This window comes from Streptococcus infantis (assembly GCF_047463635.1).
GTDB classification, from domain to species: domain Bacteria; phylum Bacillota; class Bacilli; order Lactobacillales; family Streptococcaceae; genus Streptococcus; species Streptococcus infantis_W.
In genome coordinates this window covers 90,594-102,645 of sequence record NZ_JASHDL010000001.1, presented here as the reverse complement: position 1 = coordinate 102,645, position 12,052 = coordinate 90,594, and the positions used below count along the sequence as shown (strand labels likewise).

At 37.8% G+C, this 12,052-nt stretch carries 14 protein-coding genes, 1 tRNA gene and 1 other annotated feature; of the genes, 4 read left to right on the top strand and 11 right to left on the bottom strand.

Going from position 1 to position 12,052, the window contains the following annotated elements:
* Nucleotides 1–301: 301 nt before the first annotated feature.
* The 4 genes from rpmA to QM867_RS00475 all read right to left on the bottom strand — a co-directional run bounded on the left by rpmA (nucleotide 302) and on the right by QM867_RS00475 (nucleotide 2,159).
* The gene (rpmA, locus tag QM867_RS00490) at nucleotides 302–595 is read right to left on the bottom strand and encodes a 50S ribosomal protein L27 (RefSeq protein ID WP_075229047.1); all 294 of its coding nucleotides are present in this window, start codon (nucleotides 593–595) and stop codon (nucleotides 302–304) included.
* 16 nt (nucleotides 596–611) lie between these two features.
* Nucleotides 612–956 carry a ribosomal-processing cysteine protease Prp gene (locus tag QM867_RS00485; RefSeq protein ID WP_075229048.1) on the bottom strand — a complete coding sequence of 115 codons (345 nt, stop codon included), beginning with the start codon at nucleotides 954–956 and terminating at the stop codon, nucleotides 612–614.
* A gap of 15 nt (nucleotides 957–971) precedes the next feature.
* Nucleotides 972–1,286, bottom strand: a complete 315-nt coding sequence (gene rplU / locus QM867_RS00480; protein WP_000109137.1) for a 50S ribosomal protein L21 — start codon at nucleotides 1,284–1,286, stop codon at nucleotides 972–974.
* 35 nt (nucleotides 1,287–1,321) lie between these two features.
* Nucleotides 1,322–1,408: a sequence feature (ribosomal protein L21 leader region), on the bottom strand.
* Nucleotides 1,409–1,472: 64 nt separating this feature from the next.
* Nucleotides 1,473–2,159, bottom strand: coding sequence for a YoaK family protein (locus QM867_RS00475; protein WP_061863170.1), 687 nt, complete (start codon nucleotides 2,157–2,159; stop codon nucleotides 1,473–1,475).
* Between the two features lie 145 nt (nucleotides 2,160–2,304).
* Here QM867_RS00475 and QM867_RS00470 point away from each other — a divergent pair, with 145 nt between their 5' ends.
* Both QM867_RS00470 and QM867_RS00465 read left to right on the top strand, forming a co-directional pair.
* Nucleotides 2,305–3,282 (top strand): Gfo/Idh/MocA family protein, encoded by a 978-nt coding sequence (locus QM867_RS00470; RefSeq protein WP_414314899.1) that lies wholly within the window; start codon nucleotides 2,305–2,307, stop codon nucleotides 3,280–3,282.
* Nucleotides 3,279–4,361, top strand: a complete 1,083-nt coding sequence (locus tag QM867_RS00465) for a DEAD/DEAH box helicase (protein ID WP_414314898.1) — start codon at nucleotides 3,279–3,281, stop codon at nucleotides 4,359–4,361. The genes QM867_RS00470 and QM867_RS00465 overlap by 4 nt, the downstream gene beginning before the upstream one ends.
* Before the next feature lie 114 nt (nucleotides 4,362–4,475).
* Here QM867_RS00465 and QM867_RS00460 read toward each other — a convergent pair whose 3' ends face one another.
* A complete protein-coding gene (locus QM867_RS00460; protein WP_414314897.1) occupies nucleotides 4,476–4,853 on the bottom strand; it encodes a DUF1934 domain-containing protein in 378 nt (125 codons plus the stop codon).
* Nucleotides 4,854–4,924: 71 nt separating this feature from the next.
* Between QM867_RS00460 and QM867_RS00455 the strand changes: the two genes are divergently transcribed.
* Together QM867_RS00455 and yidA are read left to right on the top strand one after the other, a co-directional pair.
* The gene (locus tag QM867_RS00455; protein WP_315638990.1) at nucleotides 4,925–6,229 is read left to right on the top strand and encodes an HD domain-containing protein; all 1,305 of its coding nucleotides are present in this window, start codon (nucleotides 4,925–4,927) and stop codon (nucleotides 6,227–6,229) included.
* 12 nt (nucleotides 6,230–6,241) lie between these two features.
* Complete coding sequence (gene yidA, locus QM867_RS00450; protein ID WP_153224976.1) at nucleotides 6,242–7,048, top strand: sugar-phosphatase; 807 nt, start codon at nucleotides 6,242–6,244, stop codon at nucleotides 7,046–7,048.
* 54 nt (nucleotides 7,049–7,102) lie between these two features.
* On the opposite strand, the gene QM867_RS00445 is transcribed toward yidA, so the two are convergent.
* The 6 genes from QM867_RS00445 to QM867_RS00420 all read right to left on the bottom strand — a co-directional run bounded on the left by QM867_RS00445 (nucleotide 7,103) and on the right by QM867_RS00420 (nucleotide 12,006).
* Nucleotides 7,103–7,174 (bottom strand) — tRNA-Arg (locus tag QM867_RS00445).
* Nucleotides 7,175–7,216: 42 nt separating this feature from the next.
* Nucleotides 7,217–7,564: a 50S ribosomal protein L19 gene (gene rplS / locus QM867_RS00440; RefSeq protein WP_001068669.1), complete on the bottom strand. Its 348-nt coding sequence runs from the start codon at nucleotides 7,562–7,564 to the stop codon at nucleotides 7,217–7,219.
* 378 nt (nucleotides 7,565–7,942) lie between these two features.
* Nucleotides 7,943–9,310: an ISLre2 family transposase gene (locus tag QM867_RS00435; protein ID WP_414314896.1), complete on the bottom strand. Its 1,368-nt coding sequence runs from the start codon at nucleotides 9,308–9,310 to the stop codon at nucleotides 7,943–7,945.
* Between the two features lie 131 nt (nucleotides 9,311–9,441).
* A complete protein-coding gene (locus QM867_RS00430) occupies nucleotides 9,442–11,118 on the bottom strand; it encodes a helical hairpin domain-containing protein (protein WP_414314895.1) in 1,677 nt (558 codons plus the stop codon).
* Nucleotides 11,109–11,477: a plasmid mobilization protein gene (locus QM867_RS00425; protein WP_414314894.1), complete on the bottom strand. Its 369-nt coding sequence runs from the start codon at nucleotides 11,475–11,477 to the stop codon at nucleotides 11,109–11,111. Before QM867_RS00425 ends, QM867_RS00430 begins: the two co-directional genes overlap by 10 nt.
* A 220-nt stretch (nucleotides 11,478–11,697) precedes the next feature.
* Complete coding sequence (locus QM867_RS00420) at nucleotides 11,698–12,006, bottom strand: hypothetical protein (RefSeq protein ID WP_084911294.1); 309 nt, start codon at nucleotides 12,004–12,006, stop codon at nucleotides 11,698–11,700.
* Nucleotides 12,007–12,052 lie beyond the last annotated feature (46 nt).

Sequence of the window (12,052 nt, the reverse complement as noted above, 5' to 3'; positions counted from 1 at the left end):
GAAATAAAATTTTAAAAATATGCAAGCTAAAATTTATTATATTAGCTTGTTATTTTATAAAAAGGTAACACACTTTAATTATACTCTTAATTTACAAAAAAGTCTTAAAATTGCGTTACGTTTTCATACTTTGTTTTATATATAAAATACGAAGGAGCAGGGTTTGAATTTCTTATATTCTTTTTGGATAAAAAAATAGGCTCTCCGAAAACTCGGAAAGCCTTATTTTATGCTACTTCTAGCTTCCTCACCTTTACATTTACATTTCAAGGCTCGGGATAAAAAGGTTCACTGGACCTTTTTATTTTGCGATTGGGTAAACAGAAACTTGTTTTTTATCGCGACCTTTACGTTCAAAGCGTACTACGCCCTCAACTTTAGCGAACAAAGTATCGTCTCCACCACGTCCAACGTTTACACCTGGATAGATGTGTGTACCACGTTGACGGTAAAGGATTGATCCACCTGTTACAGTTTGTCCGTCAGCTGCTTTAGCTCCAAGACGTTTTGCTTGTGAATCGCGTCCGTTTGATGTAGAACCTCCACCTTTTTTGTGGGCGAAAAGTTGCATGTTAGTAAGAGTCATTTTTAACATAATGTTTTCCTCCGTGTTAGTTTTCTGTGATAACTCTGGTTTGGACGAACTCAGAAGAGTCCTCCGATAAGTTTGCCATACCTAAGAAAAATGATTCAAAAAACAACTGAGTCATTTCTCTCTGATGTGAAGGGATATCTTTAGGAATTTCCACCATTAGATAACCATCTTCATCTTCGTTTAATTGTAAGATTGGTTCATAGCCTGCAAATTTCTCAATTGAATTGACAAAGTTAGTGGCAAGCGTAGAAACCGATGCACACACGACGTCAAAGCCGTTTTCGCCAATTTTGGCGTGTCCAGTAATCTCCGCACTCCTCAGCTCGCCATCTTCGGCTCTCTCAAAGACTGCTTGTATCATGTGTTCTCCTTAAAATTAAGCGTTGATTGCGTTGATGACAACTTTAGTATATGGTTGACGGTGACCTTGTTTACGGTGGCTACCTTTTTTAGGTTTGTACTTGTAAGTAACAACTTTCTTTTGTTTTCCTTGTTTTTCAACAGTTCCAACTACAGTAGCTCCAGCAACAAGTGGAGTTCCGACAACAGTGTTTTCACCACCAACAAGAACAACTTCGTTAAAAGTAACTTCTTGACCAGCTTCAACGTTCAATTTTTCAACGTAGATTGCTTGACCAACTTCAACTTTAACTTGTTTTCCGCCAGTTTTGATAATTGCGTATGTGCTCATTATGCACCTCCTATGATTTTTTGGGGTTTCCCCATATTTTTGTGAAGACTCGCCTAGCATCGTGGGACGAACCACTTACACTTGAAAATCAAGCAACGATGTTCGTGCGGTTGCACAGGATCGTGCATAGTCAACTCTTCAAGTATAGCATGATTCCTAGTTTTTGACAAGTATTTATCATCGAATTTAAACTTTTTCTCTTATTTTTTTCCTCCAAGATGCAAAAAGCATACTTAGATAAAAAATACTCATCATGATTGGAATTCCTAAAATTGTTTTTTCTTCATAAAAAATACTAAGATAAGCTGATACAACAACCCCAATAACAAAACTCGACAGCAAGCTAACAAAGATGAGTCCTTCTCTTAAAAAAGGTGTATGTTTTGTGCGAACATATTCCCCAAACGCTAACATAGTTCGTTTGATATTTCCAGTCATAAACGCATTGTTGTATGCAATTCCTGAAACTTCTCCGAATGCTGTTGTTACAAGTCCCATACAAAATGCTAACGGTGGTACTATGTATATATTATCAACCGTCAAGGGAACAAATCCTATTATCAAAGATAAAATTGCTAGTGGAATAAGGGATAGAATTGGTTTTCTTACAATCCTCAACTTTTCTTTATAGACTGTCAAGAGGAAAACACCTACCATAAAGGAAATCAAGGTCATTACCTTTGCACTGGCATCTGAAACATTGTCTTGAATGAGACCAACGGAAAGGAAAACGACATTCCCCGTTTGGCCTGCAACTAGAGTATTCCCACGTATGATAAAGGTATAGGCATCTACATAACCCGCACAAAAAGTCAAAAAAAGCGCCAATCTTTTTGAATGACGAGAAATTTTTCTCATAGGTAATAATCTCATACTACACTCCTATTTTTTCTGAATCTATTGTAACATTTTTTGAGGAAAATTCGAAGTGTCAAATAAAAGAATTGTCTCCCTTTGGCTAGTTTAGTCTATCTGTGATATAATGAAAGCAGTCATTACTTGTAGAAAAGGAGATTTCATGCTTAAACTCGGTATTATCGGTACTGGTGCAATCAGTCACCACTTTATAGAAGCTGCTCATACTAGTCAGGAATCCCAGTTAGTGGCTGTTTATTCAAGAAAGCTCACGACTGCTCAGCAATTTGCTAGTTCCTATACAGATGTTAGTCTATTTGATAATTTAGAGGATTTCTTCCAGTCTGATTTTGATATTGTCTATATCGCAAGTCCCAATTCTCTGCATTATACTCAAGCCAAGCTTGCTCTAGCATCGGCTAAACATGTTATCCTTGAAAAACCAGCGGTGACTCAACCACAAGAATGGCAGGATTTAGTTGAAATAGCTCAAGAAAATCATTGTTTTATCTTTGAAGCAGCAAGAAACTATCATGAGGAAGCCTTCACAATTATTAAAAACTTCTTAGCAGACAAGCAAATTTTATGTGCAGATTTCAACTATGCCAAGTATTCTTCTAAGATGCCAGACCTTCTTTCTGGAAACACTCCGAATGTATTTTCAAACCGTTTTGCTGGTGGGGCTCTCATGGACTTGGGAATTTATCCGATCTATGCTGCGGTTCGCTTGTTTGGTAAGGCACTTGATGCGTCCTATCAAGCTCAACAACTTGACAACACCATTGATTTAAATGGAGATGGTATCTTATCTTATCCCGGTTATCAAGTCCATATCAAGGCTGGTAAAAATATTACTTCTAATCTTCCTTGCGAAATATATACAACAGATGGAACCTTGACGCTCAACACTATTGAACATGTCCGCTCAGCTATTTTCACTGATCATAAAGGTAATGAAACACATCTACCTATTCAGCAAGCACCTCACACCATGACTGAGGAGATCGCTGCTTTTGCTAACATGATCAAGCAGCCAAACCTAGAACTTTACCAAGCTTGGTTGGATGATGCAACACACGTCCATAAGCTACTCTACACCATGCGCCAGACTGCTGGCATTAGATTTGAGGCAGAAAAATGAAAACCAAACTACCTAAAGAATGGCAAGAGCTAACCGAACACCTCGGCTTTCAAGAATTCACCCCTATTCAAACTCAGCTTTTTGATCCGATTTTAGACGGTCAAACCCTTCTTGGAGTTAGTCCAACTGGTACAGGTAAGACTTTAGCTTATCTCCTACCAAGTCTTCTTCGTCTCCAAAAGAAAAAAGCGCAGCAACTATTGATTTTAGCGCCAAATACTGAACTGGCTGGTCAGATTTTTGAGGTAACTAAAACCTGGGGTGAAGCTATTGGCTTGACTGCTCAGCTCTTCCTTTCTGGTTCGAGTCAGAAACGTCAAATCGAACGACTGAAAAAAGGCCCAGAAATTCTGATTGGAACTCCTGGGCGTATCTTTGAACTGATTAAATTGAAGAAAATCAAGATGATGAATGTGGAGACTATCATACTTGATGAGTTTGACCAGTTGCTAGATGATTCTCAAATCCATTTTGTCGAGAAAATTACCAACTACGCACCTCGCGACCACCAACTCATCTATATGAGTGCCACTACCAAGTTTGACCAAGATAAGATTGCGCCTAACACTCGCACCATCGACCTCTCTGATCAAAAGTTGGACAACATTCAACACTTCTACATGCAAGTAGACCAACGTCATCGAGTAGATATGCTTAGAAAACTGGCACATGTCGAAGACTTCCGTGGACTGGTATTCTTCAATAGCTTGTCAGACCTTGGAAGTGCCGAGGAAAAATTGCAGTATCGTGATGTTTTAGCTGTTTCACTAGCTAGCGATGTCAACGTCAAATTTAGAAAAGTTATCTTAGAAAAATTCAAAGATAATCAGCTAACACTACTTCTTGCCACAGACCTTCTCGCTCGTGGCATCGACATTGATAGCTTGGAATGCGTGATTAACTTTGACGTCCCTAGAGATATTGAAACCTATACTCACCGTGCTGGGCGTACAGGTCGTATGGGTAAGGAGGGATATGTTATTACCCTCGTTACACATCCAGAAGATCTTAAAAAACTAAAGAAATTTGCAAGTGTACGTGAAATTGTTTTGAAAAATCAAGAACTATATATCAAATAGAGGCTGGGATAAAATCCCAACCTCATTTTTTATTAGTAAAAATATTTTGCCTGCTAGCTGATTTGGAACTAGGAAATCGAAGCTTTATCTACCAATCTCTCCTCCACCGACTTTTTACCCCCAGGTAATTTCTAAGCAATAGTTTGCAAATGGATTTCCTTCTTTGTTTTGTAGTTGATAGGCTAGTTCAATCTTTTGTTGTTCAACTTGATAATGGCTTGTTTGGATGATAAACTCCTGTATCCCCATTGGTGTAGGAATATAGGCTAAACTATCAGCTTCCTTCAGAAAACGCATGATGGTCTTAGGGTTGGAAAATCGAGACATCACCAACTCTGTATCATTAAACTTGAGTACCACTTTTTCCTTCTCTTCATTGTAAAAAAAGAGATAGGAAAAATCACCTTTCTCACGTAACTCAACATCATAAAGTTGGTCGATCACTTCCAATTGTTCATCAAATTGGATGGTATTTCTCATTCGAATCTTCACTTCAAGTCCTCTTTCTTCACTCTTATCCTACTATTTTACCAAAAACTGTGGCTTTTTGCTATAATGGTTTTATGAATGAAAAAGTATTTCGTGACCCTGTTCACAATTATATCCATGTTGATAATCAGATTATCTATGACTTAATCAATACCAAAGAATTTCAACGGCTTCGTCGTATCAAGCAGCTAGGAACATCCAGTTACACCTTTCATGGTGGAGAACATAGTCGTTTCTCTCACTGTCTGGGTGTTTACGAGATTGCACGCCGTATCACCGAGATTTTTGAGGAAAAGTATCCTAAAGAATGGGATTCCTCGGAGTCCCTCCTAACCATGACTGCAGCCCTCCTTCATGACTTAGGACATGGTGCCTACTCGCATACCTTTGAAAATCTCTTTGATACCGATCATGAGGCGATTACGCAGGAAATTATACAACGTCCTGAAACAGAGATTCACCAGGTTCTTTTACAGGTAGCTCCAGATTTCCCTGAAAAGGTAGCTAGCGTTATAGACCACACTTATCCAAATAAGCAGGTGGTTCAATTGATTTCGAGTCAAATCGATGCAGACCGCATGGACTATCTCTTACGTGACTCCTATTTTACAGGGGCTTCTTATGGGGAATTTGACCTAACACGTATCTTACGAGTTATTCGCCCTATCGAGAACGGAATTGCCTTTCAACGAAACGGGATGCATGCCATCGAAGACTATGTTCTTAGTCGCTATCAAATGTATATGCAGGTTTATTTCCATCCTGCCACACGTGCTATGGAAGTCCTTCTGCAGAATCTTTTGAAACGTGCTAAAGAACTTTATCCAGACAATAAGGACTTCTTTACTCTTACATCCCCGCATCTACTGCCATTTTTCGAAAAGAATGTTAGCTTGACTGACTATTTGTCTTTGGATGACGGAGTTATGAATACCTATTTCCAGCTCTGGATGACTAGTCCTGACAAGATTCTCGCAGACTTATCGCAACGCTTTGTCAATCGCAAGGTCTTTAAATCCATCACCTTTTCTCAAGAGGATCAAGAACAGCTTGCATCTATGAGAAAACTGGTAGAAGATATCGGCTTTGATCCTGACTATTACACAGCTATTCATAAGAACTTTGACCTTCCTTATGATATCTATCGGCCCGAATCAGAAAACCCACGGACACAGATTGAGATTTTACAGAAAAATGGTGAACTAGCAGAACTTTCTAGCCTTTCGCCTATCGTTCAATCCCTTGCTGGCAGTCGCCACGGAGATAATCGTTTTTATTTCCCGAAAGAAATGTTGGACCAAAATAGCATTTTTGCAAGCATTACCCAGCAATTTTTACACTTGATTGAGAATGATCATTTTACTCCAAATAAAAACTAGAAGAGGAAATTTATGAGTATTAAACTAATCGCCGTCGATATTGACGGAACCCTAGTCAATAGCCAAAAGGAAATCACTCCTGAAGTCTTTTCTGCCATCCAAGATGCCAAAAAAGCTGATGTCAAAGTCGTGATTGCAACTGGCCGCCCTATCGCAGGTGTTGCCAAACTTCTGGATGACTTGCAGTTGAGAGACCAAGGTGACTACGTTGTTACATTCAACGGTGCCCTTGTTCAAGAAACAGCTACAGGACATGAAATTATCAGCGAATCCTTGACTTATGAGGATTATCTGGATATGGAATTCCTTAGCCGCAAACTTGGCGTCCATATGCACGCTATTACCAAGGACGGCATCTATACTGCCAATCGTAATATCGGAAAATATACCGTTCACGAATCAACCCTCGTCAGCATGCCTATTTTCTACCGTACACCTGAAGAAATGGCTGACAAGGAAATCGTCAAGTGTATGTTTATCGATGAGCCTGAAATTCTGGATGCCGCTATTGAAAAGATTCCTGCAGAATTTTATGAGCGCTACTCCATCAACAAATCTGCTCCTTTCTACCTTGAGCTCCTTAAAAAGAATGTAGACAAGGGCTCAGCTATCACTCACCTAGCTGAAAAACTTGGACTAAGCAAGGATGAAACCATGGCTATCGGAGACGAAGAAAATGACCGTGCTATGCTTGAAGTAGTAGGTAACCCAGTTGTTATGGAAAATGGAAATCCAGAACTCAAAAAAATCGCCAAATACATCACCAAAACAAATGATGAATCTGGCGTAGCCCATGCCATTCGAACTTGGGTGTTGTAAAAGGAAAGAATAGATGAAAACCGCTCAGCCGAGCGGTTTTTGATGTCTGATTACTGCCCCCTGCCGGAATCGAACCAGCAACTACTCCTTAGGAGGGAGTTGTTATATCCATTGAACTAAGGGAGCTAGATAAAAACTCTGCTGAATGAGCAGAGTTCTTTAGTCGAATTAACGACGGATTTCTTTGATACGAGCTGCCTTACCTTGAAGTGCACGCAAGTAGTACAATTTCGCACGACGTACTTTACCGTAACGTACAACTTCGATTTTTTCAACACGTGGAGTGTGGATTGGGAAGATACGCTCAACACCTACACCGTTAGAGATTTTACGAACTGTGTAGTTTTCTGAGATACCAGCACCTTTACGTGCGATAACAACACCTTCAAAAATCTGGATACGTTCACGGTTACCTTCGACAACTTTCGCGTGTACACGAACAGTGTCACCAGGACGGAATGATGGGATATCTGTACGAAGTTGACCTTCAGTCAAGCTTTGGATTAATGGATTCATTTTATTCTCCTATCTTTGTCAATCTTGAGGAATCTTCCTCAGCGGATAAACTGTATTTTTGTGCGTCCATTACACACAAGATACAGTTTACCAAATTTCCACAAAAAAGTAAAGAAATTTATAGCAGAAGTTTGTGTCTATTCTTTTGAGGTAGTAAAAAAATACATCAAAAACGGAAATGTAAAAACAAGACTAAACAATTTTACTTGCTCAGCCTTGACATCTACTAAAATTTCTGATAGTATTAATCTTACTGATAAACAAGCGCAAATTGTTTATCTTAATGAGAGGTACGTTGCTGCGTGCCTCTTTTTATTGATAAGATTATTATACAATATTTACTACTATAAGTCAAGAGTTTACTGAGTTTATGACATTTTATTTATTGATTTTTTTCCCTGCAAAACGTTGTTTGTCTCGCTGTTTTCGGCCTTTCCAAGAAGCATTTACAATTGTTCCTAAACTCCTTGGAGCTTGATCAATTTTTTTTCGTACTTCTGCACCGCTCATTCCTTCTGAGCGGTATTTTTCATATTCATTTCTCCAATTACCAAAAAATAAATCTCGGAGTTCTTGATTGTAAGACAACAAAATAAGATGGGACATAGCATCTGCATGATTTAATGACCAATACATCCCTCTATTTTTCATACGATAACTGATTTTCCTATGCTGGCTTTCCATAATTCCTAAACTCGCTGTATCTAGATTCCTCTGTTCAGGCGGCTGCGTATATTTAAAATTTCCAAGGATTCTATTCTTAAAAACCTTAAAAGTATCAATCTTCTTTTCGTTCTGATTAAGTAGGACGAATGATTCTAGAGTATCAATAGCTGTTTTCAATTTCTGCTTGCAATGGCTATCTATGGCTTTCATAAATTGATCTAGTAGCTCTACGGAATACGGTTTGACCAACTTTTTTATTTCTTTGTTCAGATGGTATCGATCCCAAAAATGTTGATGATGCTTAATTCCTAGATCATGTGATATCTCTTTAAATAAATGTGGAGTATATCCGTGCCCCATATCTGAATTTGTCACAAGTAGAGTATCTGACGTAATTTTAAAATGATTATAAATATAATCTACTACTCTTTTTCTTGCTGTTCGATTATTGGGTGACACAATTTCGACCTTATTCTTTAAAATCTTCCTCTTTCCGCACACCTCCGTTCCGGTATGGATGACAAAATGAGATAACTCTTTATTCTGTTGTTCTTTTTCACGTCCACTGACCTTTATCCAGACACCGTCTCCTTCAAGATAAATAACAGGAGCCTCAATTTTTTGAGCAACCACTTCATCACGATAAAATCGATAATCTTCTTTTTCGTTTAACAATTGACTTGCTAGCTTTATCGCTTTTAACACCGTGTCTTTAGTGATACAAACCTGGTACATCAGTTCAATGACTTCCACTACTTTCCGATATGGTAACATTGTAGCTAGTTTAGTGATCTGATACAGTAATTCTTTGGAATAAGCAATACGTTTCTCCAAACCTAACTTTTCATCAACTGGAATCCTACATTTTCCATTCTTATACCAGCGCCTTCTTGAAAAAGTTACCTGGCCAAACGTAAATGTAACGGTTCTCTCAGCATAGTTTACAAATTTGTAACCTCTAGCTCTCATTGTGGGAGCAATATAGTTGTCATAATCACTTACAAATTTATGAAATCCTTGTAGATTTTTCTCCTTAAATTTCTCTACAAATTCTCTTTCATCAATAATTTTTGTATCCAAAATAAAAACACTCCCAACTAAAATCATAATAAAAAAGTATAAAGATTTTAGTTCGAGAGTTCAAATGTTTTTTGTCAGCAAAGATAAAAGCCTTCCCTTATTGGGAAGGTTGTTTGATTATAATTATTTTTTTACAATGAAGTTTCTCTATCCTTACGCTGCTCCACATTTTTCTCAATGTCTTGATGTAACTTATAATCTTTTGTAATTGCTTCTACTCGTTGATACAAAGCCTGGCGCTCAAAGGTCGCCTCTTTAACAAGTTTATCAATCTCAGCTTTACGAGTGCTAGGATCTACTCTCAAGTCTTTCAGAATAGAAACAGCTAGTTTCACTTCCTGAGGATCGCTTGATTCCAATGCAAGAAATGCAGACTGAATTTTATTAAGCTCACCCAAACGTTGATCTAGTTTATCAAGCAAGTTATCTACTTCTTCCAGTTCCTCTTCAAAACGATTTAACAATTCATCAAATTGCTGTCCTTCTGTCACTCCATGAGCAGATAGATAATTATATTCACGAACAAGCTGATCCAAACTAGAGATTTTCGGATTTTTCCGGACAATCATTTCTCCATTATCATACGACAACTGGGAAGCGACTGTTTCTCCCTTCATATACCGATTCTTATCAGCGTGTTCAGGATTAACAAAATAGTAGAAATCATTTTTTCTGATAAAAATTTCATAAGAGCCATCTTCTGCTTTTTCAATCTGATGAGCTGGAATAAGAATGGTTCCCTTATTTCTAATCCCAAATTCCATTTCAAGATAGATTCCATTTTTTGTTTCTTCCATCACCTGCCATTCTTCAACTGTGATTCTCATTTCAAAATCATCTTCTCGTTCTGCTATCATTTTTTCATATTCGGATTTTATTTCATCGACAGAAAAAGTCACCTCGTTGGCAATTACTCTCTCAGAAATTTTCTCTAAAGAATAATTTCCTTTTTTGGACAGTGTACGATCCCTCACATTTCTTGTTTGTTCCTGATCAGTTAAACGATATTTTATTTCCTTCCCTGAAGTATCAACTTCAAGATTTAAAGCTCGTGCCTTGATCTTAAAATCCTCTAAAGAGGTTGAGTGTTTCAAAAGAAAATCTATGCGTGATTTGATCTCATAACGAAAAGAGTTTTTTTGTCGATAGGCATGATAGGTTTTTCGATTAGTCCATAATCTCTCTTTAAGAATTTTAGCTCCAGCTAAATCCGCATACTTGTCTGAAATTTTCTCTAAACTTTTTTTGGTACCTCTCTGCCAACGAAATTTGTTTAAGGTAACAGAGTTAGTTGAATTGAAGATAATGTGATTATGAATGTGTCCCTTATCCATGTGTGTAGCAATGACAAATTCATGTTGACCTCCAGTCAATTCTAAAATTGTTTTCCGCCCAATCTCATGAATTTCTTGAGGAGTTAGATCATCTTCAGGAGAAAATGATTGAATGATGTGATGAGCTAAAACTCGATTCGGGTTTTGAATATCAGATAGTTCTTTTGTCCCTGCTCGTTGAGCTGCATTCTTTTTTGTCAAAAGAAATTCTTCTGTCGCTGTACTGGCATCTGTGATACCATAAGTAGAAACAAGCTGCTTAACCACCCGGCCATCTTTAACCACTGCTGGAAATTCAAGCTGTTCATCTTGTTCTAAGAAACTCGTTTTAGATGGATTCTCAATATAGAGCAAAGCATTATTTAAACTTTTTGTATCAGTCAGCTCGACCGTCTTTGCTTCATCCTCAATATATTTTGTAGAGCGACCCAAAGAAGCCACTCCTTTTATCTGCAGGACTTTTGTTACAACCATCTGTCTTGTTCCTTTGTTTGATTTTCCTGTTTTTGGATAAATTGACTGACTGTATCTTTCAAATGTTTCTGCAATTCAAGAATCTGACTCAATTCATTTAGACTGGCCTGATCATCTTCATTCACCTTTTTTGCGACCTGATTTATATTGACCCCTATTCGATTTATTTCCTTTCGCAATTCTTTCAATTCTTCAAAATTTAAGATTTTGACCTCCCCCATAATCAACATGATTCGGGCAAAGGCATTAAAATTTGTCATTCCAGATTCTGTAACTTTAGTTGAAATAAACCGAGCTTCCTCCTCCGTCAAACGGATTTTTTTCTGAATCATCCGTTTTCGTTTTTCTCCATTTTTCAAAAATCATCACCTCTGTTCTGCTATTTCTTGATTTAGGGGCTCAGCCCCTTTTCTTCTGGCAAGCATAGCACTTGGGTCCCCAAATGCTGTTTTTAAAAAGGTCAAAGATAGTCAGGGTGCAACACCTGACTATTCTTGACTTTTTAAATTTTTGGGGAAATCCCCAATCCCCTAATCCCTGCAAGCAGGAATGTTGTTCTATCACGAGGGAAAAGTTTGACTAAACTTTTAAGTCTTCTAGTAGAAGCTCCATTGTATCAACCAGCTCCATTTTTAGAATTTCGTCTTTTAGTTGCTCAAATCTTTCATCACTCATTCCTTCAATTTCTTTAAGTGCAATGGGATACATTTCTACTTCTTCTAACTCGTAGTTTGTTTTGATTCGCATATCTCTACGAAGAATGTAGAGACATTCTTTACGAGAAATATGCTGGTTGACTTCATTCACTTTTGGCGAATCTGTAGCCTCATTCTCAAAAAATATCTCCATTAAAATATCAAAAGTTTCTTGTCTTAGATTTTCAATCATCTTCTGTTTCTCCTTTTTTGTTTTTCTTCCGACGGGTTAGTGCCTC

Coding starts and splice junctions, on each gene's coding strand:
- rpmA (WP_075229047.1), bottom strand. CDS start 595: ATGTTAAAAATGACTCTTACTAACATGCAACTTTTCGCCCACAAAAAA.
- QM867_RS00485 (WP_075229048.1), bottom strand. CDS start 956: ATGATACAAGCAGTCTTTGAGAGAGCCGAAGATGGCGAGCTGAGGAGT.
- rplU (WP_000109137.1), bottom strand. CDS start 1,286: ATGAGCACATACGCAATTATCAAAACTGGCGGAAAACAAGTTAAAGTT.
- QM867_RS00475 (WP_061863170.1), bottom strand. CDS start 2,159: ATGAGATTATTACCTATGAGAAAAATTTCTCGTCATTCAAAAAGATTG.
- QM867_RS00470 (WP_414314899.1), top strand. CDS start 2,305: ATGCTTAAACTCGGTATTATCGGTACTGGTGCAATCAGTCACCACTTT.
- QM867_RS00465 (WP_414314898.1), top strand. CDS start 3,279: ATGAAAACCAAACTACCTAAAGAATGGCAAGAGCTAACCGAACACCTC.
- QM867_RS00455 (WP_315638990.1), top strand. CDS start 4,925: ATGAATGAAAAAGTATTTCGTGACCCTGTTCACAATTATATCCATGTT.
- yidA (WP_153224976.1), top strand. CDS start 6,242: ATGAGTATTAAACTAATCGCCGTCGATATTGACGGAACCCTAGTCAAT.
- rplS (WP_001068669.1), bottom strand. CDS start 7,564: ATGAATCCATTAATCCAAAGCTTGACTGAAGGTCAACTTCGTACAGAT.
- QM867_RS00430 (WP_414314895.1), bottom strand. CDS start 11,118: ATGGTTGTAACAAAAGTCCTGCAGATAAAAGGAGTGGCTTCTTTGGGT.
- QM867_RS00420 (WP_084911294.1), bottom strand. CDS start 12,006: ATGATTGAAAATCTAAGACAAGAAACTTTTGATATTTTAATGGAGATA.